This is a genomic window from Frigoribacterium sp. CFBP 8766, from assembly GCF_014841435.1.
In the GTDB taxonomy this organism is placed as follows: domain Bacteria; phylum Actinomycetota; class Actinomycetes; order Actinomycetales; family Microbacteriaceae; genus Frigoribacterium.
Genome location: NZ_JACYTX010000001.1, coordinates 563,433 through 584,296, shown reverse-complemented (window position 1 = coordinate 584,296; position 20,864 = coordinate 563,433). Strand labels below are relative to the sequence as shown.

Annotated in this window: 21 protein-coding genes; 15 read left to right on the top strand and 6 right to left on the bottom strand. The window is 74.2% G+C overall.

Annotated features, from left to right (window positions below; translation table 11 throughout):
- The first annotated feature begins 55 nt into the window (after nt 1–55).
- Nucleotides 56–589 carry an AAA family ATPase gene (locus tag IFT90_RS02820; RefSeq protein ID WP_192040878.1) on the top strand — a complete coding sequence of 178 codons (534 nt, stop codon included), beginning with the start codon at nt 56–58 and terminating at the stop codon, nt 587–589.
- 63 nt (nt 590–652) lie between these two features.
- Here the strand turns inward: IFT90_RS02820 and IFT90_RS02815 are convergent, their stop codons facing one another.
- On the bottom strand, nt 653–1,396 hold the full coding sequence (locus IFT90_RS02815) for a phosphoglyceromutase (RefSeq protein ID WP_192040877.1): 744 nt from the start codon (nt 1,394–1,396) through the stop codon (nt 653–655).
- A 41-nt stretch (nt 1,397–1,437) separates the two neighbouring features.
- Between IFT90_RS02815 and IFT90_RS02810 the strand changes: the two genes are divergently transcribed.
- On the top strand, nt 1,438–2,214 hold the full coding sequence (locus tag IFT90_RS02810; protein ID WP_192040876.1) for a class I SAM-dependent methyltransferase: 777 nt from the start codon (nt 1,438–1,440) through the stop codon (nt 2,212–2,214).
- Between the two features lie 3 nt (nt 2,215–2,217).
- Here the strand turns inward: IFT90_RS02810 and IFT90_RS02805 are convergent, their stop codons facing one another.
- The 4 genes from IFT90_RS02805 to IFT90_RS02790 form a co-directional block, all read right to left on the bottom strand.
- The gene (locus IFT90_RS02805; RefSeq protein ID WP_192040875.1) at nt 2,218–3,282 is read right to left on the bottom strand and encodes an FUSC family protein; all 1,065 of its coding nucleotides are present in this window, start codon (nt 3,280–3,282) and stop codon (nt 2,218–2,220) included.
- A gap of 5 nt (nt 3,283–3,287) precedes the next feature.
- On the bottom strand, nt 3,288–4,415 hold the full coding sequence (locus IFT90_RS02800; RefSeq protein ID WP_192040874.1) for a folate-binding protein YgfZ: 1,128 nt from the start codon (nt 4,413–4,415) through the stop codon (nt 3,288–3,290).
- Nucleotides 4,408–5,043 carry an FABP family protein gene (locus IFT90_RS02795; RefSeq protein ID WP_123547854.1) on the bottom strand — a complete coding sequence of 212 codons (636 nt, stop codon included), beginning with the start codon at nt 5,041–5,043 and terminating at the stop codon, nt 4,408–4,410. The genes IFT90_RS02800 and IFT90_RS02795 overlap by 8 nt, the downstream gene beginning before the upstream one ends.
- 198 nt (nt 5,044–5,241) lie before the next feature.
- Nucleotides 5,242–5,535: a hypothetical protein gene (locus IFT90_RS02790; RefSeq protein ID WP_192040873.1), complete on the bottom strand. Its 294-nt coding sequence runs from the start codon at nt 5,533–5,535 to the stop codon at nt 5,242–5,244.
- Nucleotides 5,536–5,654: 119 nt separating this feature from the next.
- Here IFT90_RS02790 and IFT90_RS02785 point away from each other — a divergent pair, with 119 nt between their 5' ends.
- The 12 genes from IFT90_RS02785 to IFT90_RS02730 all read left to right on the top strand — a co-directional run bounded on the left by IFT90_RS02785 (nt 5,655) and on the right by IFT90_RS02730 (nt 19,155).
- Nucleotides 5,655–6,335, top strand: coding sequence for a winged helix-turn-helix domain-containing protein (locus IFT90_RS02785; protein ID WP_123547852.1), 681 nt, complete (start codon nt 5,655–5,657; stop codon nt 6,333–6,335).
- Nucleotides 6,332–7,162, top strand: coding sequence for a mycothiol synthase (gene mshD / locus IFT90_RS02780; RefSeq protein WP_192040872.1), 831 nt, complete (start codon nt 6,332–6,334; stop codon nt 7,160–7,162). The genes IFT90_RS02785 and mshD overlap by 4 nt, the downstream gene beginning before the upstream one ends.
- Nucleotides 7,163–7,471: 309 nt before the next feature.
- Complete coding sequence (locus IFT90_RS02775; protein WP_133738336.1) at nt 7,472–7,765, top strand: WXG100 family type VII secretion target; 294 nt, start codon at nt 7,472–7,474, stop codon at nt 7,763–7,765.
- Between the two features lie 93 nt (nt 7,766–7,858).
- Nucleotides 7,859–8,149 carry a hypothetical protein gene (locus IFT90_RS02770; protein WP_192040871.1) on the top strand — a complete coding sequence of 97 codons (291 nt, stop codon included), beginning with the start codon at nt 7,859–7,861 and terminating at the stop codon, nt 8,147–8,149.
- Complete coding sequence (locus IFT90_RS02765; RefSeq protein WP_192040870.1) at nt 8,149–9,633, top strand: hypothetical protein; 1,485 nt, start codon at nt 8,149–8,151, stop codon at nt 9,631–9,633. The genes IFT90_RS02770 and IFT90_RS02765 overlap by 1 nt, the downstream gene beginning before the upstream one ends.
- Entirely contained in the window at nt 9,630–10,229 is a 600-nt protein-coding gene (locus tag IFT90_RS02760) for a hypothetical protein (RefSeq protein ID WP_192040869.1), read from the top strand. Before IFT90_RS02765 ends, IFT90_RS02760 begins: the two co-directional genes overlap by 4 nt.
- Complete coding sequence (locus IFT90_RS02755) at nt 10,226–10,915, top strand: hypothetical protein (protein ID WP_192040868.1); 690 nt, start codon at nt 10,226–10,228, stop codon at nt 10,913–10,915. Before IFT90_RS02760 ends, IFT90_RS02755 begins: the two co-directional genes overlap by 4 nt.
- Nucleotides 10,912–11,997 (top strand): hypothetical protein, encoded by a 1,086-nt coding sequence (locus IFT90_RS02750; protein WP_192040867.1) that lies wholly within the window; start codon nt 10,912–10,914, stop codon nt 11,995–11,997. The genes IFT90_RS02755 and IFT90_RS02750 overlap by 4 nt, the downstream gene beginning before the upstream one ends.
- Complete coding sequence (locus IFT90_RS02745; protein WP_192040866.1) at nt 11,994–16,394, top strand: FtsK/SpoIIIE domain-containing protein; 4,401 nt, start codon at nt 11,994–11,996, stop codon at nt 16,392–16,394. The genes IFT90_RS02750 and IFT90_RS02745 overlap by 4 nt, the downstream gene beginning before the upstream one ends.
- Nucleotides 16,395–16,407: 13 nt before the next feature.
- Nucleotides 16,408–17,553, top strand: a complete 1,146-nt coding sequence (locus tag IFT90_RS02740) for a hypothetical protein (protein ID WP_192040865.1) — start codon at nt 16,408–16,410, stop codon at nt 17,551–17,553.
- Between the two features lie 168 nt (nt 17,554–17,721).
- The gene (locus tag IFT90_RS02735) at nt 17,722–17,940 is read left to right on the top strand and encodes a hypothetical protein (RefSeq protein WP_123547843.1); all 219 of its coding nucleotides are present in this window, start codon (nt 17,722–17,724) and stop codon (nt 17,938–17,940) included.
- Nucleotides 17,941–18,036: 96 nt separating this feature from the next.
- A complete protein-coding gene (locus IFT90_RS02730; RefSeq protein ID WP_192040864.1) occupies nt 18,037–19,155 on the top strand; it encodes a DUF418 domain-containing protein in 1,119 nt (372 codons plus the stop codon).
- A gap of 12 nt (nt 19,156–19,167) precedes the next feature.
- Here IFT90_RS02730 and IFT90_RS02725 read toward each other — a convergent pair whose 3' ends face one another.
- Nucleotides 19,168–19,776, bottom strand: coding sequence for a TetR/AcrR family transcriptional regulator (locus IFT90_RS02725; RefSeq protein WP_192040863.1), 609 nt, complete (start codon nt 19,774–19,776; stop codon nt 19,168–19,170).
- Between the two features lie 34 nt (nt 19,777–19,810).
- On the opposite strand from IFT90_RS02725, the gene IFT90_RS02720 reads away from it, so the two are divergent.
- Entirely contained in the window at nt 19,811–20,773 is a 963-nt protein-coding gene (locus IFT90_RS02720) for a DMT family transporter (RefSeq protein WP_192040862.1), read from the top strand.
- Nucleotides 20,774–20,864 lie beyond the last annotated feature (91 nt).

Below are 20,864 nucleotides of genomic sequence, written 5' to 3'. Positions count from 1 at the left end.
CACGGTTCAGGAGGTGCCGGCCGGCACCTCCTGGATCGCGCGAGAGGATGGGGGCATGGCTTCCGTCGCGATCCTCGTCAACGGTCTTCCCGGCTCGGGCAAGACCACCCTCTCGGCCACGCTCGCCGGGGTGCTGGGCTGCCCCCTCCTGGCCGGGGACCCGATCAAGGAGGCGCTGGCCGACCTGGCCGGGCCGATGATCGCCCCCGAGGCGCTCGGCTCCATCGCGATGGACACGGTCTGGTCGATGGCGGCCGAGGTCGAGGCCGGCGTGGTCGTCGACTCGTTCTGGCACCGGCCGCGCGACCTCGAGCTCGCCCGGGCCGGGGTCGCGCGGGCAGGCTCGCCGCGCACGCTCGAGGTGTGGTGCGACGTCGACCCCGACGTGGCCCTGCAGCGCGTCGTCGACCGGCTCGCCGCCGGCGGTCGCCACCCGGCGCACGGCACCGTCGAGTCCACCCGCGCGTCGTGGGCCGAGTGGGCCGAGGCTGCCGCGCCGCTGCGCGAGTGGCCCGTGCTGCGCGTCGACACGAGCACCCCGGTCGACGTCGACGCCCTCGTGATGGAGATCAGCGAGCAGTTCGTCTAGGCACGACGAGGCCCGCACCTGCGCGGAGCAGGGCGGGCCTCGTCGTGACGGGGCGGAGCGGGGCTATTTCTTGCCCTGGTTCGCCACGGCCGCGGCTCCGGCGGCGGCGGCCTCGGGGTCGAGGTAGCGCGCGGGGCTGGTGGGGCGGAAGTCGTCGTCGAGCTCGTAGACGAGCGGGATGCCCGTCGGGATGTTCAGCTCGGAGATCTCGTCGTCGCTGATGCCGTCGAGGTGCTTCACGAGCGCGCGCAGCGAGTTGCCGTGCGCGACCACGAGCGTGACGTCGCCGGCCGCGAGGCTCCGGGTGATGTCGCTCTCCCAGTAGGGGATCATCCGCTCGATGACGAGGGCGAGCGACTCGGTGCGCGGCGCGTCGATGCCGAGCTCGGCGTACCGCTTGTCGTGGGCCTGCGAGAACTCGCTGTCGTCGTCGAGCGGGGGCGGCGGCACGTCGAACGAGCGGCGCCAGGTCTGGAACTGCTCGGGGCCGTACTGCTCGAGGGTCTGGGCCTTGTCCTTGCCCTGGAGGGCGCCGTAGTGGCGCTCGTTGAGACGCCAGGAGCGCTTCACGTCGATCCAGAGGCGGTCGGCCTCCTCCAGCGCGATGTCGGCAGTCTGGATGGCGCGGGTCAGGCGCGACGTGTAGAGGATGTCGGGCAGCAGGTCGTGCTCGCGCAGCAGCTCGCCGGCGCGCTTGGCCTCGGCGCGCCCCTGCTCGGTGAGCCGCACGTCGACCCATCCCGTGAAGAGGTTCTTGGCGTTCCATTCGCTGTTGCCGTGTCGCAGGAGGATGAGCGTCGAAGTCATGCCTCCAGCGTATCGCTGCGCCCCGGTGCGAGACTTGGCGCATGCCCGTCGGATCCGTCACCCGCGGCACCACCGGCACCAATCGCCTCCGTCGGGTCGACCGCTGGATCGCCGCCCACCCGGCGCTGCGCCGCGCCGACGACCCGCTCGTCGTCGACCTGGGGTACGGGGCGAGCGCGACCACTCCCCTGGAGCTGCACCAGCGCCTCCTGCGGGCCCGTCCCGACGTCGAGGTCGTGGGCATCGAGATCGAGCCGGAGCGCGTGCGGCGGGCGCAGCTCTCGGCGCGGCCGGGCGTCAGCTTCCGGCTCGGCGGCTTCGAGGTGCCGCTCGACGGCGGCCGTCGGCCTGCGGTCATCCGGGCGTTCAACGTGCTGCGCCAGTACGACGAGTCGCAGGTCGCCGCCTCCTGGGCGTTGATGACGTCGCGCCTGCAGCCGGGGGGCGTGCTCGTCGAGGGGACCTGCGACGAGATCGGCCGCGTCTCGAGCTGGGTCGACGTCGACGAGGAGGGGCCCCGCACGTTGACGATCTCGCTGCGGCTGGCCTCGCTCGAGCTGCCCTCGATCGTGGCCGAGCGGCTGCCGAAGGCGCTGATCCACCGCAACGTCCCCGGCGAGCGGGTGCACGACCTGCTCGTCGACCTCGACCGCGCGTGGGCCGTCGCGGCGCCGCTGTCGGTCTACGGGCCGGTGCAGCGCTGGGTCGCGACCGTCGAGGGCCTCCGGGCGGGCGGCTGGCCCGTGCGGCACGGCCGCACGCGCTGGCGGCTCGGCGAGCTCACGCTGCCCTGGGCCGCGGTGGCGCCGCGCGCCTGAGCGTCAGACGGGCGCGAGCCGCCGCCGGGCCTCGGCGTGGTCGAGCCCGGTCGCCATCAGCAGGTCGATCACGAGCGGCCGCATCATCAGCACCACCATCGACTCGGTGACGGGCGACCCGGGTGCGACGACCGCCGGGTCGAGCCGGCCCGCCACCGCGCTGAGGGCGTCGCGCGCGACCGGCACCCGCTCGACGTCGTCGACCGACTCGCCCAGCACGGCCACCGCGCGGCCCGTGCTCTCGAGCACGTCGGCGAGGCCGAGGCGGTCCCTCCCGTCGCCGACCGCGGTGTCGATGCGCCGGGCGATGACGCGGAGGTTGCGGACGGCGAGGTCGACGTCCTGGCGCAGCTCCTGCTGCTGCCGCAGGTAGGGGAGGCGCGAGCGGAGGAACGGGGACAGCCGGGAGATCGAGACGGCCGACTCGAGCGTCGAGGCCCAGTCGTCCAGCAGCGGCTGGGTCGACCGGAGGCGGCGCAGCGCCTCGTCGGCCCGGCGGACGTCGTCGGTGCGGAGCGCCTCGACCAGCGCGGCGAAGGCCGCGGCGAGCTCGGCGAAGAGCATCCGGGCGTCGAGGCGGACGAGGCGGATCGGGTCACGCGGCACGATCGCGGTGACGGCCAGCGCCACGGCTCCCCCGACGGCGCCGTCGATGCTGCGGACGAACGGGCCGCCGTCGGGGTCGGGCAGCAGCATGACGAGCATCGCCTGGGTCGCGGCCGCGGCGGCGAAGCCCGCGCTCGGCGACGCGAACCGCGCGACCGCGAGCACCACGAGCAGCACGACGGCCACCTGCCAGAGGCCCTTGCCGAGCGCGAGCAGCATCACCTCGCTCAGGGCGATGCCGATCAGGATCCCGACGGCGTTCTCGAGCACGACCTTCGGCCGGGCGTCCCGCGCGAGGCCCAGCGACGAGATGGTGATGGTGACGGCCAGGAGGGGCACGGCGTGGCCGAGGCCGTAGTGCGCGATCGAGTACGACGCGGTGACGGCGACGACGATCTGCACGATCGCGGGCAGCGCCGTGACCGTGCGCCGCGCCGAGGCCCGGACGTCGAGCCGCGCCACGACGGCTAGCGGCGGACGGCCCCCAGGCGCGGCAGCCGGGGCACCCCGGCTGAGGCGCCCGCGGAGGCCGGCACGATCGTCTGCGGGGAGGCGGCGACGACGATGTCGGCCGAGAGGACCGCGAGCGGGGCGGTCTCGTCGGTGGTGCGCTTGACCAGCGCGAGGGCGATGGGGCCGAGCTCGTGGTGCACGGCGGAGGAGGTGACGTGGCCGACCTCGCGGCCGGTGTCGGCGGCGAGCACGACCGGGTCGCCGTGCACGGGCAGCACCGAGTCGCTGCCGTCGAGGTGCAGCATCACGAGGCGCCGCGGCGGGTGCCCGATGTTGTGCACCTTGGCGACCGTCTCCTGGCCGCGGTAGCAGCCCTTGGCGAGGTGCACGGCGCTGCGCATCCAGTCGAGCTCGTGCGGGATGCTGCGCTCGTCGACCTCGGTCGTGAGGCGCGGGCGCCAGGCCTCGATGCGCAGGGCCTCGAGCGCGAGCGTGCCCGCGGCGGGCACCGAGGAGGCGGCGAGCGCGTCGAGGTCGGACCGCGCGACCAGCGTCTCGCGGGCCGTCCACTCGCGACCGGGGTGGGCCTCGGCGTCGGCGTACGAGTGGCCGCCGACGGCGACCTCGGACCACGGGTCGACCCAGACGACCGGGACGCCGGCGGGGGCGAGCACGGGGACCGGCAGCGCGACGTCGCCGAGCGAGCCGATCGTCGCGACGTCCGCGGTGCGGTCGGCCACCTCGACGCGGAGCATGAAGCGCATCCGGTCGAGCCAGGCGCGCAGGGGCTCGGCCTCGGGGAGGTCGACGAGCAGCCAGGTCGTCTCGCCGTCGTCGACGACCCGCGCCGCGTGCTCGAGGCGACCGTTGGCGTCGAGCAGGAGCGTCTCGGTCGAGTCGCCGGGGGCGAGGCCGGTGAGGCTCTGGCTCGTCAGCGAGTGCAGCCAGGTGAGCCGGTCGGGGCCGCTGACGGTGAGGACGCCCCGGCTCGAGAGGTCGACGATCGCCGTGCCGGCGGCCAGGGCGCGCTGCTCGGCGACCGGGGTGCCGTAGTGCGCCGCCACGCCGGTGCCGTCGCCGACGAAGCCGTCGCGGCCGGAGAACGGCGAGACGACGGCGGGGACCTGGTCGGCGTCAGCCAACGCGGGCCAGCCGACCCGACGCGTGCGTGCGCAGTTCCTGGCCGAGGGCCGCGACGTCCCAGGCCCAGAGCAGGTCGTTCTCGACGAGGCCGTACATGCGGGTCGCCGCCGAGTACTCCTTCGCGTTGCTGGACCGGAGCACCGCGTCGGTCGACAGGTCGATGCGCGGGCCCTTGACGCGGCCGAGGTAGAGCTCGTTGACGCCGGTGGGGTGCACGAGCTGGACCTCGAGGCCGAACCCGTCGTCGGGGCGGCGGAGGATCTCGACGGTCTGGGCGGTCGAGTAGGGAGCGACGCCCTGGCCGGGCAGCATGCCGGGGCCGCGGTCGCCGACCTCGGCCGGCCGCTCGAGGCGCCAGAAGCCGGTCTCGCTCGCCAGCGGGGTGCGCTCGTCGTCGAGCTCCCACGAGAACGAGCTGTAGTTGAGCCAGGGCGCGCCGTCGTGGCTGAAGCTGACGCGCTGTCCGAACTCGTGGGTGCGGCGCACGGCGGGCGGCTTGCCGTCGACGGGAGCGTCGGGGTCGCCGTCGCCGATCTTGTAGTCGACGACGCCGGTGCCCTCCCAGACGCCGATCAGCCACGACAGCGGGACGAGCTCGGCCGGCAGGTCGGTGGGGATGTCGATCACGGGTCTAGCGCTGTCCCTTGAACAGCTTGACCAGCACGACGACGGAGACGAACGCGATGGCGAGCGACGCGAGGCCGAGGAGCCCGATGTAGAAGATCTCGAGGGCGAGCAAGGAATCCATGCCCCGAGCCTACCCGGGGGGCGACGAGATGGACAGGCGCAGGAGGCGCGGTGCGAGCAGCGTCGAACGACCTGCGGTCAGCGCAGCAGCGCGACGACCCCCGTGGTGAGCGCCAGGAGCACGAGGCTGCCGCACAGCGCGAGCATCGTGCGCGAGACCAGCCCGTCCTTCTCGCTCGTCGCGAGCTGCAGGACGAACGTGAGGAGGATCGAGCCGCCCAGGGCGAGCGACAGCCACGTGTAGTGCTCGTCGCCGGTGGTGGTGACCGCGATGACGACGCCGGCCACGAGGGCGAAGAGCCAGACGGGGACGATGGTCACCGGCTTGAGGCGCGCGAGGCGGCTCGGGGTGCTGTCGGGTGCTGTGCTCACTGGGGTCGTCCCTCGTTCGTGACCTGCCGCCCTGCTCTAGCATCGGGGTGGTCGGGGTGGTCCGGGCGGTCGTCGCCCTTGACCTAGGCTGTTCGACAGTACATTCACTGGAGGTCCGTGTGGCACAGCTGTTGGTCCTGACCTCTGCCGGCTCCTCCGACGTGCTCCCCGCACTCGCCCTGCTCAGCCACCGTACGCGGCAGATCCCGGCCGAGCCCGCCCAGCTCGTCAACGCGCCGTCGAGCGACCTGATCTTCGTCGACGCCCGCGTCGACCTGGCCAGCGCGAAGTCGCTCTGCAAGATCCTCCGCACGACCGGCGTCACCGTGCCGCTCGTGCTGGTGCTGACCGAGGGCGGCCTCACGGCCGTGAACCACGAGTGGGGCGCCGACGACGTCGTCCTCGAGACCGCGGGCCCGGCCGAGGTCGACGCCCGGATCCGCCTCGTGGTCGGTCGCCTGGCGCAGTCGCAGACGGGCTCGAAGATCCACGCGTCCGGCGTGGTCATCGACGAGGCCAGCTACTCGGCCAAGGTGCACGGCCGGCCGCTCGACCTCACCTTCAAGGAGTTCGAGCTGCTCCGCTTCTTCGCCACGCACCCCTCCCGCGTCTTCACGCGCGAGCAGCTGCTGAGCGAGGTGTGGGGCTACGACTACTTCGGCGGCACGCGCACGGTCGACGTGCACGTGCGTCGCCTCCGCGCCAAGCTCGGCGACCTCGAGTCGCTGATCGGCACGGTGCGCAACGTGGGCTACCGCTTCAACGTGTACGACGACGAGCCGGGCGCGGTCGTCCGATGACCTCCGTGCCCGAGCCGGCCGAGCTCGACGCTGCCGGCCTCGAGTCGCTGGCGCGGGCGGCCCAGGCCGTGGACGGCAGCCCGCCGGTGAACGACCAGGCGCTCGTCGAGGCCCGGACGGGCCAGGCGCGGCTGCTCGGCGACGAGCACGCGGCCGCGGTGCTCCGACCCGGCGAGGTCGAGCTCGTGGTGCACCCCGACCACCGGCGACGCGGGCTCGGCTCGGCGCTCGCCCGTCGCGTCGTCGACGAGACGACCGGCCCGCTCGCCTTCTGGGCGCACGGCGACCACCCCGGCGCCCGCGCCCTCGCCGCGCAGCTCGGGCTCGTCGAGACGCGGCGGCTGCTCCAGCAGCGCGCGCCGGTCGAGCGACGCACGCCGCGCCTCCGTGACGGCGACCGCATCGCCGCCTTCCGGCCCGGCGACGACGACGCGGCCTGGCTCGACCTCAACGCCCGCGCCTTCGCCGACCACCCCGAGCAGGGCTCGCTGAGCCAGGCCGACCTCGACGCCCGCAAGGCGGACGACTGGTTCGACGCCGGCGACCTGCTGCTGCTGTGGCGGGGCGACGAGCTGCTGGCCTCCTGCTGGCTCAAGCTCGAGGCCGACCAGCCGGGCGAGTTCTACGCCGTCGCCGTCAGCCCCGAGCACCAGGGCGAGCACCTGGGAGGCGCGGTGGTCGACGCCGGCCTCGCCCGCCTCCTCGACAGGGGCGTCAGCACCGCCGCCCTCTACGTCGAGGGCGACAACGCCGCCGCGCTGCGGCTCTACGCGGCACGCGGGTTCGTCGACCACGCCGTCGACGTGCAGTACACGCTCTCGCGCTGACCCGTCGGATCACGCACTCGGACGTACCCCGATCCGGGTGAACGGCGGGGTGAACTGCGACTCCTTCACAATTCTGTGCAACTTCGTGCGCACTGCGCAATAAACGCCGGTCACGCACGCGATGCCCGTGAGTACGGGCCCCGGTAGCGCACCAGGTCGTTCGGTCGTCGAGATTAACACTGTGTGACCGGCCCCCGATCGGGGGCCGTCGGCCCCTAGCTTCGATCTCGGCTCGCCCCGGCGGGCCACCGATCACGCCCGGCCGACACCGCCCGGGCGACCACACGGAAGACGACCCCGAGGAGCACCATGCCCAACTTGAACGTCACCTACGGCGACATGCGCGACGCGGCCACCCGCCTGACCAACGGCGAGGCCGACATCGAGTCGAAGCTCCGCGAGCTCAAGGCGCAGGTCGACAGCCTGATCAGCGGCGGCTACGTCACCGACCAGTCGTCGGTCGCCTTCGGCACCTCGTACCAGGAGTTCAACGACGGCGCCACGAAGACCATCCAGGGCCTCGAAGGCATGAGCTCGTACCTCAACAGCGCCGCGGAGGCGCTCGAGCAGACGGACTCCGAGCTGGCCAAGGCGCTCAAGTAGCGCGTCGCCGCGGTCCCGCTCCCGTCGCGGGGCGGGACCGCGGCGTTCCCCCTCGCCCCACCTCCTTCGCCCTGCCCCACGAACGGACGCCCCATGCCAGACCTCATCGTCGACGGAGAGGCCCTCAAGACCTCGATCGACTCCCTCGCCCGCGTGCGCGACGAACTGGGCGACCAGATGTCGGGTCGTGACGAGAACCACGACATCTTCGGCCAGAAGGACCTGAACAAGGCGATGGGCGCCTTCAGCGGCGACTGGAAGATCCACCGCACCAAGATCAAGGACGACGTCTCGAAGCTGCACGACAAGCTCGTCGAGATGAGCGAGACCTGGGACGAGGCCGACGGCGAGATGGCGAAGAGCATCAGCACGGAGACCGTCTGATGGGCGCGCGTCCCGGCGAGTGGTCGCTGCTGCACGAGAACGACGACCCGATGTCCGCCGACGTCGACCAGGTGAAGGTCCTCGCGACCTTCTACGACGACATGGCCCGCACCATCCACGAGCAGGCCGACGTCCTCAAGCGCATCGGCGAGGGCGACGAGACGCACTTCAAGGGCCAGGGCGCCGACAAGGTGCGCGAGAAGAGCAAGGCCGTCGGCGCCTCCCTCGAGCAGATGTCCGGACGCTACGACGCCGTCCGCGACGCGCTGCGGTCGTACCTGCCCCAGCTCGAGCACGGCCTGGCCGAGTCGGCCTCGGCCCTGCAGGAGGCGGTGGCCGCCCGCGACTCGATGTCGCAGGCGACCGGGATGGCCGACCCCCGCGAGGACCGGCCGAAGGACGCCCCGCCGCTCACCAGCGAGGAGGAGGGCGCCGGACGCGCCAAGGACGCCGCGCTCGACTCGGCCCAGGGCGCCTCCGCCGCTGCGATCGCGCACCTCCGCCGCGCCCAGGCCGACCTCGACGCGGCCGGGCACGCCGCCTCCTCGACCATCAGGGGCGCGTGGAAGGACGGGCTGCACGACACGCTCGGCGACAAGATCCGCGCCTTCTTCAAGAAGTTCCTCGCGATCCTGATCAAGGTGCTGACCTGGATCGGGATCGCCCTGGCGGTCATCGCGATCCTCATCCCCGGGCTCGGCTTCGTCGCGCTCATGGGGGCGGTGACCGCGGGCGTGGCCTTCGCCGCGACGATCGCCCAGGCGGCGATGGGCGACGCCTCGTGGGTCTCGGTCATCATGGCCGGCGTCGGCATCCTGTCGCTCGGCGCCGGGGCGCTCATCACGAAGGCGACGAGCCTCAAGAAGATCGCGATGATCGGCAAGGGCGGCGCCGCCACCACGACGAACGTCACGAAGAACGCCTTCGAGGCGATGAGGTTCACGGCGAACCAGGCAGCTCGTCGCAAGGAGATCTTCGACGCCGCGCTCGACGGCAAGACGAGCATCGACGACGCGATCAAGCAGCTCAAGGAGCTGCCGACCCGGCTGAAGGAGATGCGCGAGAACGCGGTCGCGATCCACAAGGCCACCGACCTCGGCGAGATCAAGCCGAACTGGTGGAACCTGCGCGAGTACAAGGACATCTGGAAGTTCGATGCGAAGACGGTCAGCGAGTGGCGGGCCGACATGATCCCCAAGCTCGACAAGGTCATCGGCGTCGACGGGCTGAAGGGCCTCGGGGAGATCGCGACCAAGGCCAAGCTCAGCGGCATCGACCTGAAGTCGCTGCAGAGCGCCCAGGGCCTGATCTACTTCACGGGCGGGTCGAAGGTCTTCGGCTGGGGCAGCACCGCCTTCAGCCTCGGGGCGAACCCCACGGGCATCGGCCCGGACATCGCACGCTGGGCCGGCTGGGAGGACGCCAAGGCGAACTTCCCCGGCGGCACGCCGTCCGTCGCCGAGGCCGAGGCGGAGAAGCTGTGACCGGCCCCGTGCTGGTCGTCGACGTCGATCCGCCGGCGTGGCTGATCGTTCCGCCCGCCGACATGGCGTCGGGCCCCTGGCGGGAGGCGGCCGCGACCTTGTTCGCCTTCTCGGCCGAGGTCGACCGCACCGGCGGCGTGACTCCCCCGGACGTCGACGTCGAGGCCGCCCTGGACGGCCTGCTCGCCATGGCGGCCACGCTCGGCGACGGCTCGCGCCTGGCGGCCGGGTTCTCGGTGCCGGGCGCCTGGCCGCTGCCCGTCGTCGTGGACGCGGGCCTGACCGGCGCCGACGCCCCCGACCTGCTCGAGCTCGGCCGTGCCCGGGGCGGCTCGCCGCTCGAGGCGCCCCTCATCGACGACCTGCCCGACGACGTCGGCCCCGGCGTCGTCGTGACCCGCTTCGACCTCGACCTCGAGGGCCGCGTCTGGGTCACCGTGACCGCCGCCGCGCGACGCGACGGCCTCGACGTCACCGCCACGTGGCGCAGCACCGACCTGGGGCTCGTGCCGCTCCAGACGCCGGCCCTCGTCGAGCTGGCCGGGCACGTGCGCCTCGTCGACCGGGCCGACGACCTGCAGGAGACGAGCCGATGACCACGGCGACCTCCCCCACGGCGGCGCCCGCCGCCTCCTTCGCCCTGGCCCTGCCGGCCGGCTGGGCCCGGCTGCCGGCGCGTGCCGAGAAGACCGCCGAGCTGACCCGCGAGGTCGACCGGATCGTGCGCGAGGCGCTGCCCGACGACCTGCCCCGCGACAGCGCCGAGCCGCTGCGGCGCCAGCTGCGTCGACGACTGACCGACGCGGTCGAGGAGGCAGGGCGGGCCGGCGCGAACGCCGTCTACCTGCCCGCGTCGATCGACGGGTTCGCCCTGCCCGTCAGCCTGAGCGAGGCCGAGGTCGACGACGAGTCCGAGACCGAGCCGGTGCGCATCGTCGCCGACCTGCTGAGCGACGCCGGCCAGCTCGACGGCCTGCGCGACGTCGACGGTGCCGCGGCCGCCCGCACGGCCGTCACGATCGCCTCCGACCAGGCCGAGGGCTCGTGGGAGCGCACCTGGTCGAGGCGCGTCGTCTACACGATCTCGGTGCCGCACCGGCCGGGGCGCTGGGTCGTGCTGACCTGGTCGGCCGTCTACGGCGACGAGCCGAGCGAGCGCCTCGCCGACGCCCTCGTCGAGCTGTTCGACTCGATCATGACCACGTTCCGCTGGACCGACGTGCCGGGCGAGGACCCGACCCCGGTCGAGCTCGCCGTCGCCGCCGCCGAGGAGGCGCGGTGACGGTCGTCGGCGCGGTCACGGCCACGGCCCTCGCGGTCGACCTGCCCCCGATGCTCGAGCCGTTCGGCGACCTCGCCCTCACGGTGGCGGTGCTGCTGACGGTCGCGGTGCTCGCGTTCACGATCCCGGTCTGGGTCGCGTCGCGCCGGGTGGTCAAGGTCGAGGCCGTCGCCTGGGCCGACGACGTGCGCGGCGACCCCTCGGCGACCTGGGCCGCCGACCGCGCGCTGCGCGTGCTGCTCGCGTCGTGCGAACGCGAGCACGTGGTGTTCCCCGGGCTCGCCCGCGTCGTGGTCGGCCTCGAGCGGATCGACGTCGACCTCGTCACGCCCACCGTCGCGCCCCCGGCTCCGTGGAGCACCAGCCGCGACGGCCGCCGCTGGTCGGCCCCCGTCGAGCTGGTGCAGCTCGAGGCGCTGCCGCTGCGGCGCCCCGAGGGGCTCGCGACGGTCGTCGCGCTCGGGTCGTCCGCCGAGGGCCGTGTGCTCGTCGGGCTGCACGCGCTGCACGGCGTCCTCGGGATCGACGGCGACCGGTCCGCCCGCCTGGCCGTCGCCTGCCGGATCGCCGACCAGCTCGCCACCTCGCCCTGGAGCCGGTCGACGGCGGTGCTGCGCGTCGGCGTCCGCGACGACGAGGTGGCGGCCGGTGCCCTGCTGTCGCTCGACGACGCCCTCGACGTCGTCGTGACGGGCGCCTCCTCCGGGGTGCTGTTCCTCTCGGAGGTGCCCTCGGCCTCGGCCTGGACCGCCCTCCGCTCCGCCCTCGAGCGACCCGAGAACGGCTGGGGGGTCGTCCTCCTCGCCCGCCACGACCAGGTGCGCTGGCAGCTCACTGCGCGGCGCGACGGCACGCTCGTCGGCGACGCCGTCGGCGAGCTGCGCTGGGTCGACGTCGCGCTGAACGGCCACGACGCCGTGGCCGTGCCGGCCGGGCTGCCGCGGTCGGCCGCCGAGGGCGCTCCGTCGTCGCCGCCCGTGCCCTCCCTGCCGGTCGCCCCGGGGACGGCCCCGGTCGGCCGTCGGCGCGACACGAGCCGAGGAGGCGCCGCCCGCCCGGGCGACGCCGTGCCGACCCGATGAGGGTCGTCCTCACCGTCTCCGACGACGTCGCCGGGACGCGCTCCGACCTCGTCGTCGACGCCCCCGGCGAGACGCCGCTCGCGCTCGTGCTCGACGCGATCGGCCGCGAGGTCGGCACCGTCTCGCGGATGCCCGAGGGGGTCGACGAGCAGGCGACCTTCGCGACGAGCGGCCTGCTCGACGGGGCGCTCCTGCACGTCGGCTCCGTGCCTCCCGGCCGTGCCGCCCCCGGCGTCGTCGACCTGCGCCTCGTCGGCGGCGTCGGAGCCGGCCGCTCTGCTCCGCTCGTCGTCGGACGGACCCTCCTCGCCGTCGACCCCGACGGGGACCTGGTCACCGGCGTCGCCGACCTGCCCGCCGTCGCCGAGGTCGACGTCTCGTTCGACGCGGCCGTCCGCGTGCGTGCCGTGCTGCCAGAGGGCGTCGGCGGCGCGGCCGCCCCGGCCCTGCTCGAGGAGGAGCCGCTCACGGACGAGTGGACGCCGTGGCCGCCCGAGGCCCGGCTGCGCCTCGGCGAGTCCGTGCTCGCCGCGCTGCCCGCGACCGTCCCGGACGTCGTGCTGCTGCGCGCGCCCGACTCGGGCTGGGTCGACTACAACCGCCCGCCGCGCCTGCTGCCCCCGACGCCGCCGGTGAAGTACGTGATCCCCCGGGTGCCCGCCCCGCCGCAGCGCTCGCCCCTGCCCTGGATCATGGCGGCCGTGCCCGCGGTCTTCGGGATCGTGATGGCCGTGGCGTTCCAGCACGCGTTCTACCTGATGTTCGCCTTCATGTCGCCGATCATGATGATCGGCACGACGGTGACGAACCGCCGCAACGGCAAGAAGAGCCACGGCAAGGCCCTCGCCGAGCACCGCGAGCTCGTGGCGCGCATCGAGGGCTGGGTCGACGACTCGATCGACGCCGAGCGCGATCGTCGGCGGTCGCGCGCCGCCGACGCGGCCGAGCTGCGCACCGCGGCCCGGGTGCCCACGCACCGGCTCTGGGAGCGCCGCCCGACCGACCCCGACCACCTGCACGTCCGCGTCGGCACGGCCGACCTGCCGAGCACGGTCGAGATCCAGGACGAGCGCTCGACCGACCAGCGGAGCACGGCCACCGGCACGACGCGGCAGGTGCCCGTCGTGCTGTCGCTGGCCCGCACCGGCGTGCTGGGCGTGGCCGGTGCCGGGAGCCGCCCGCGCCTCCTCGGCCGCTGGCTGGTGGGCCAGCTCGCGGTCGCCCAGAGCCCGCACGACGTGCGGCTGGTGGTGCTCACGTCGGTGGCGTCCCTGCCGGCCTGGGAGTGGACGACCTGGCTGCCGCACGCACGCCCGGGCGACGGCGACGACGCCCTGGCGGCGATCGGCGCCGACGGCGAGACCATCGGCCGGCGCCTGGCCGAGCTCTCGCTCGTGTTGCAGGAGAGGCGTGCGGCGTCGACGGCGTCGCACTCCTCCCGCCCGGCCCGGTTCTCGCCCGAGTACGTCGTGGTGCTCGACGGTGCCCGACGCCTGCGCGCCATGCCGGGAGTCGTGGGGCTGCTGCGCGACGGGCCCGAGCACGGGATCCGCGTCGTCTGCCTCGACGCCGAGGAGTGGCAGCTGCCCGAGGAGTGCACGGCGACCGTCGTGCAGCACGCCGACACGCGGCTGACGGTGCGCGAGCAGGGCCGGGCCGACCTCGACGACGTGCTGGCCGACCTCGTCGTCGACGACTGGTACGACGACGTCGCGCGCGACCTCTCGCCGATCCGCGACCTCAGCTCGAGCGAGACCGCAGGCCTCGTGCCCGACTCGGCGGCGCTGCTGCCCGTCCTCGGCCTCGAGCACCCCACCGGCGAGCTGCTCGCCGAGCGCTGGCGGCGCGACGGCGGGGCCTCGACCTCGGCGGTCGTCGGGGTCTCGATCGACGGCCCGTTCTCGATCGACATGGTCTCGGACGGCCCTCACGGCCTCGTCGCGGGCACCACCGGGTCGGGCAAGTCCGAGTTCCTGCAGACGCTCGTCGCGTCGCTGGCCGTCGAGAACCGGCCCGACGCCATGACGTTCGTGCTCGTCGACTACAAGGGAGGCGCGGCGTTCGCGGCCGTCGCCGACCTGCCGCACACGGTCGGCCTCGTCACCGACCTCGACAGCCACCTCGTCGAGCGCGCGCTGCGGTCGCTGCGGTCCGAGCTGACGCGGCGGGAGCACGTGCTGGCCGCGTCGGGCGCGAAGGACGTCGAGGACCACGACGAGCACCTGGCCCGCGGCGGTCTCGGCGAGCGCCTGCCGCGCCTCCTGATCGTCATCGACGAGTTCGCCGCCCTGGCGAAGGAGCTGCCCGACTTCGTCAGCGGGCTCGTCGGCATCGCCCAGCGCGGCCGGTCGCTCGGCGTGCACCTCATCCTCGCGACGCAGCGGCCGTCGGGCGTGATCAGCCCCGAGATCCGCGCGAACACGAACCTGCGGGTGGCCCTGCGCATGACCGACACGGGCGAGAGCTCGGACGTGATCGACGTGCCCGACGCGGCGCGCATCGCCAAGTCGCTGCCCGGCCGTGCCTACGCGCGCCTCGGGCACTCGTCGGTCGTGCCCTTCCAGTCGGCGCGCGTGGGCGGGCGGAGCGCCCTCGACAGCGACGGCACGACGGCTCCCCCGTTCGTCCGCCTCTTCGACTGGCGCGACGCCGCGCTCGCCCTGCCGACCAGGCCCGCCACCGGGGCGACCGCGGTCGAGACCGACCTCACCGTGCTCGTCGGGGCCCTCCGCCGGGCCACGGAGCTGTCGGGCCTCGGCCGTCAGCGCAGCCCGTGGCTGCCGCCCCTCGAGGCCGTCGTGCCGCTCGACCTGGTCCCGCCGGAGGCGCGGGCCGGCCAGGGTGCGCCCCTCGCCTTCCGCTGGGGCACCGAGGACCTGCCCGACCGGCAGGAGCAGCGCGCCGCGACGATCGACCTCGACCAGCTCGGGCACCTCTACGTCGTGGGCGCCCCCGGCTCCGGCCGCTCGCAGGCGCTGCGGAGCATCGCCGCGGCGGCCGCCTCCGCGGTGTCGAGCGACGACCTGCACCTCTACGGCCTCGACTGCGGCAACGGCGGCATCACGTCGCTGTCCGGGTTCCCGCACACGGGCGCGATCGCGCAGCGCACCCAGCTCGAGCGGTCGACCCGGCTGATCGACCGCCTCGTCGCGGAGATGGGGAGGCGGCACGAGGTGATCGGGGCCGCCGGCGTCGCGAACATCGCCGAGCAACGGGCCACGGCCGCGCCCGGGGACCGGCTGCCCCACGTGCTCGTGCTGATCGACCGGTGGGAGAACTTCGTCGGCACCCTCGGCGAGCTCGACGGCGGGCGGCTGACCGACTCGGTGCAGGCGATGCTCCGCGACGGGGCCGGCGCGGGCCTGCACCTCGTCATCTCGGGCGACCGGTCGCTGCTGACCAGCCGGATGGCGGTGCTCACCGACGACAAGGTCGTGCTGCGGCTCACCGACCGGCTCGACTACAGCCTCGCGACGATCGACCACAAGACGCTGCCCGCCGAGATCGGCGCGGGCCGGGGCTTCCGCTCCGGCAGCGGCGTCGAGGTGCAGGTCGGCGTGCTCGGCGACGACGTCAGCGGGCAGGCGCAGGTGGCGGCCGTGCGCGCGCTGGCCGAGCGCCTGCAGGCGGTCGAGCCGCGGGGCCTCCGCCGCACCTCCCCCCTGCGGGTGGACGACCTGCCGAGCCAGCTCGACCTCGACGCGGCGCTCGAGCTCGCCGGCGCCGACGCGAGCCGACCGCTCTGGGCCCTCGTCGGCGTGGGCGGCGACGAGATGACGGCGCAGGGCATCGACCTCGAGGCGGACGCCCCGACCTTCGTCGTGGCCGGCCCGTCGCGCAGCGGCCGCAGCACGATGCTGCTCACCATCGCCGAGTCGCTGCTGCGGGCCGGCACCGAGATCGTCGTCGCGGCCCCTCGCCCCTCGCCCCTCCGCGGGCTGGCCGGGCACCCCGGCGTCCGGGGCGTGCTGACCGGCTCGGACCTCGTCGAGGACGACCTCGCTCCCCTGCTCGCGCCCGACGGCAGGCCGGTGGCCCTCGTCGTCGACGACGGCGAGCTGCTGCTCGACGTCAGCGCGAAGCAGTGGCTCCGCTCGTTCGTGCAGTCGGCGGCCGACCACCGTCGCGCGCTCGTGCTGGGCGGCAACGCGAACGGTCTCTGCGCGGGCTTCTCGGGCTGGCAGGTCGAGGCGAAGAAGAACCGCCGCGGGGCGCTGCTCAGCCCGCAGGCGACCCTCGACGGCGACCTCGTCGGCGTCCGGGTGACACGGTCGATGGTGTCGTCGCGGGTCGTCCCCGGGCGGGCGCTCGTGCACCTCGGCAGCGGCGAGCCCCTCACCGTGCAGGTGCCCGTGGCGCCGACGAGGGCGGCGGTAGTGTTGGCCGGTCACGACTGACCAGGGGGACCAGATGAGCGACGACGCACTGCCGCAGGCCGAGGGCCAGACCGCACCGGGGGCGAGCGGAGGGCCGACGCCGGGACCGCAGCGCGAGTCGTCTCCGTCCCCCTCGCCGTCGCCGTCGCCGAGCGGGCGTCGCGGCTGGAGCCGACGCCGCACGCTGCTGCTCGGCGGGGCCGTCGTGCTCTTCGCCCTCGGCGTCGTCGCCGCCGTCGTGGTGGGCCGCACGGCCGCCACGCACCGGCCGGAGGCCGCGGCCGTCGCGTACCTCGAGGCCGTGCAGCAGGGCGACGTCGAGCGCGCGATGTCGCTCGACGGCACCGAGGTCGGCGACGACGACGTGCTCCTCACGAACGACGCCTACGCGGGCGTCACCGACGGGGTCACGGGCTGGGACGTGTCGGGGTCGCGGGTCGACGGCGACTCGGCCGTGGTCGTCGCCGTCGTGCAGCAGGGAGGCGAGGGCGGTGCCGTGTACGACCAGCAGTTCGCCCTCGAGAAGGACGGCACCGACCTCCTCTTCTTCGACCGCTGGACGCTCACGCCCGTCGAGCTCGGCACCCTGACCGTCCAGGTCGGCGCGCCCGACGCCGCCGTCGTGACGGCGGCCGGCGTCGAGGTGCCGCACGCCGGCGCCGAGGGCGACACGGTCGAGCTGCGGGCGTTCCCCGGCAGCTACCCCGCCACGCTCGACGGGGCGGGTGCCTACGAGGCGGACGACGTCGTCGGGATCGCGACCGGCGCCTCCTCGACCGGCAGCCCCGCCACGCTCGTCGCGACGCTGACCGACTCGGGCCAGGCCGCAGCCCGCGCCGCCGTCGACGCGTGGCTCGCCGCGTGCGTCGCCAGTCCCGACCTCAAGCCCGCCGGCTGCAGCTTCCAGATCCTCAACGAGCCGACCGGCTACACGCTGACCGACCAGAAGTGGACGCTCGAGACGACGCCCGTCTACGAGATCGGCGACTGGACGAGCCAGGGCTGGCAGGTCGAGGCCACGACGGAGGGGTCGGCCGTCTTCACCTCGACGGTCAGCGACGGCGCGGGCTCCACCGGCACCTTCAACTCGGTGGGCTCCGTGCGGGTCCCGATCCAGGGAGTCATCCCGGACGTGACGGGCGAGGGCGCGACCTTCACGTCGACGCTGCTGCAGTACTGACGCCCCGAGCCCCGCTGCGCCCTCGGGGCGTCGACCGGGGTACGCGTCGGGGTACGAGGACGCCTGTCGAGGGCCTACTCGGAGCTGCACCCCGACCTGGCACGCCGCTCACAGCCTGAGGGAGTGGATTGTCGTCATCGGATCGTCCACGACCTGCAGGAGAACACCATGAACCCCGTCAAATTCATCTCGGACCTCGGCGTCAAGAGCGAGCACGCCTACTGGGGCGGCTTCGCGTCCATCGTGATCGCGCTCGTCGCGTGGCTCGCCTCCCAGGGCAAGGACTCGAACGACAAGGCGCAGTCGGACCGCTGGGGCATCTTCATCGGCCACTGGGCGCCCACGTTCTTCGCCCTCGGCATCGCCCTGAAGCAGGAAGAGAAGTAGGCAGCTCCTCGATCTCGTCCCCCCGGACGACGGCGCCGCGGCGACGTCATCCGGGGGGACGACTCGTTCGCGGCGGGGCTCCGCGACGCTGGTGACATGCCACAGATCACCCGCTCCGCTTCCTCACCCGCCTCCCCCGCCGCTCCTGCCGTTCGTCCCGGCATCGACGCGACCGTCGCGACCCTGCCTGGTGAGGGGACCTCCTCCGCCCCGGCGACTCCGACGGGCCGCTGGCGACTCGTCGACGCCCTCCGCGGGTTCGCGCTCTGCGGCATCCTCTTCGCGAACGCCCCCTTCCTGCTGGGCATCGGCGAGGGCCTGTCCGCGAACGACTTCGCCGACCAGCTCGCGTCGAGCACGGGCAGCGGCCTGCTCGACGTGCTGGTCGAGCAGCGGTTCGTGCCGATCTTCTGCTTCCTCTTCGGGCTGAGCTTCCAGCTCATCGTGCTGTCGGCCCGCCGTCGCGGGACATCGCCGTGGCTGCCCCTGGCGCTGCGGCTGACCGCCCTGCTCGGGATCGGCCTGCTGCACGCGCTCGTGTTCCCCGGTGACGTGCTGCGCGAGTACGCGATCGCCGGCCTCGTCCTGCTGCCCGTCGTGCTGCTCGCCCCTCGCTGGCTGACCGCGGCCCTGGGCGCCGTGCTCACGATCGTCGCGTTCGCCGTCCTCGGCGGAGGCGTCGTGACGGTCCCCGGACTGCTCCTGCTGGGCTCCGCCGCCGCTTCGTACGGGCTCCCCACGGTGCTCGAGCGGCCGGGACGATCGGTGGTCGCGGTGTTCGTCACGGCCCTCCTCGCCTCGATCGCGGGCACCGTCGCGCAGGTCGTCGGCGGCCCTGAGGCCGCGTTCGGCGCCGTCGGAGCCTCGACCGGCCTCGTCGTCGCCGTGACCTACGCGACCGGGCTCGCCCTGCTCTGGCGCACTCGTGCCCGGGCCCTGCTCGCCGCGGCCCTCGAGCCGCTCGGCCGGATGGCCCTCACGAACTACCTGGCCGCGTCGGTCGCGCTCACCCTCGTTGCGCTGGCCTCGCCGGGCCTCGACTGGTCGACGATGACGAGCTACCTGCCGATGGTCGTCACGAGCGCCGCGCTGCTCGTGGTGCAGTCGCTGCTCAGCCGGCTGTGGCTGCGGCACGTCTCGTACGGCCCCGTGGAGTGGGCTTGGCGGTCGGTCACCTGGCGACGCCTCGCCCCGATGCGCGGCGGGGTGCTCTGAGGCCCGGGCAGGTCAGGGGCGACGGGCGCCGACGAGCAGGGCCGCGGCGAGCTCGCGTGCCGTCTCGACCGGCTGCGGGAAGGTCGCCATCCCGAGCGTGACCAGAGCGCCCTCGTGCAGCAGCATCAGCTGCCGCGCGAGGGCGCCGCCGTCGCCCCGCCCCAGCCCCGCCTCCGCGAGGAGGTCGGCGACCAGTGCGAGCATCCAGCGCTTCTGCCGGGTGAGCTCGGGCAGCACCGGCCCGCCGTCGTCCGGGCCGCCCACCTCGGCGCGCGCGTTGATCACGCCGCAGCCCTTGGGCGAGTTGTCGGCGGCCCAGGTGAGCGTCGCGTCGAAGACCGCCAGCACCCGCCCGGGGCCGGGCTCGGGCGTGCGGGCCAGCTCGGCGGCGAGGTGGGCGCGCCATCTCGCGTCGCGGTGCTGCAGGTACGAGACGACCAGCGCCTCCTTCGAGCCGAAGCGGTCGTACAGGGTCTTCTTCGTGACGCCGGCCGCCTCCGCGATCGTGTCGACGCCGACGGCGTGGACGCCGCGGTCGTAGAAGAGGTCGGAGGCGGCGTCGAGGAGGCGGCGCGCACCGGGCGTGAGGGAGGGCAGCTCGGGCGCGGTGAGGTCGACCATGCCCTCGACTATACCCATCTGTATAGTCGAGGGCATGACTAAACAGATCGGTTTACTCGACCACCTCGTGAGCGGCCGGGCGCGCCGTGTGCCCGGCGCCGTCACGGTGCTCGCCGCCGCCGCGTTCGTCCTCGCGTGGAGCTCGGGCTTCACCATCGCTGCCGTCGCCACCGTCGACGCGCCGGCGACGACGCTGCTGCTCTGGCGGTTCCTGCCGCTCGCCGTGCTGCTCGTCGTGGTGGCCGCCGCCCGCGGACGACTGCGCGGGGTCCCCCTCGTCGAGCTGCGGCGACAGGCCGTCATCGGGCTGCTCGCGCAGTTCGGCTACGTCGTCCCCGTCTACGCGGCGGTCGGCGTCGGGGTGGCGACCGGCAGCACGGCCCTGGTCGACGCGGTGCAGCCGCTCGTCGTCGCCACCCTCGTCGGCCCGCTGCTCGGGCTGCGGGTGCGGGGCGCGCAGTGGGTCGGGCTCGGTGTCGGGGCGGTCGGCGTCGTGCTCGTCGTCGGGTCGCAGCTCGGGGACTCGGACGCGCCGACGTGGGCCTGGGCGTTCCCGGCGCTCGCGATGGCGAGCCTCATCGCCGGCACGCTCGTCGAGCGGCGCGGAGGGGCGGAGCTGCCGGTGCTCACGACGCTGACGGTGCACGTGAGCGTGACGGCCGCGGCGCTCGTGGTGCTCGCGGCCGCGACCGGGACGCTCGTGCCGCCTCCGACGCCCTCGTTCTGGGCCGCCACCGTGCTGTCCGCCCTGGTGCCGACCCTCGCCGCCTACGGGCTCTACTGGTGGCTGCTGCGCCGGCTGGGCGTGACCGCCCTGAACGCGCTGCTGTTCCTGGTCGCGCCGACCACCGCGGCGTCCGGCTCCCTGCTGCTCGGCGAGCCGCTCACGGCGTGGACCCTGGCGGGGTTCGTGCTCAGCGGCGCCGGCTCCGCCCTCGTCCTGGCGGGCGGGCGAAGGAGGCGGGCATCGGTCGGCGAGGCCCTCGCGGCCACCTGAGGCGCCTCCGTCGCGCCTCTTCCGTGGCTCCTCCACAGCCGCCGGGCCGGGCCTCGTCACCAGCCGTTCACGTGGCGGGGACGTCGGCGGC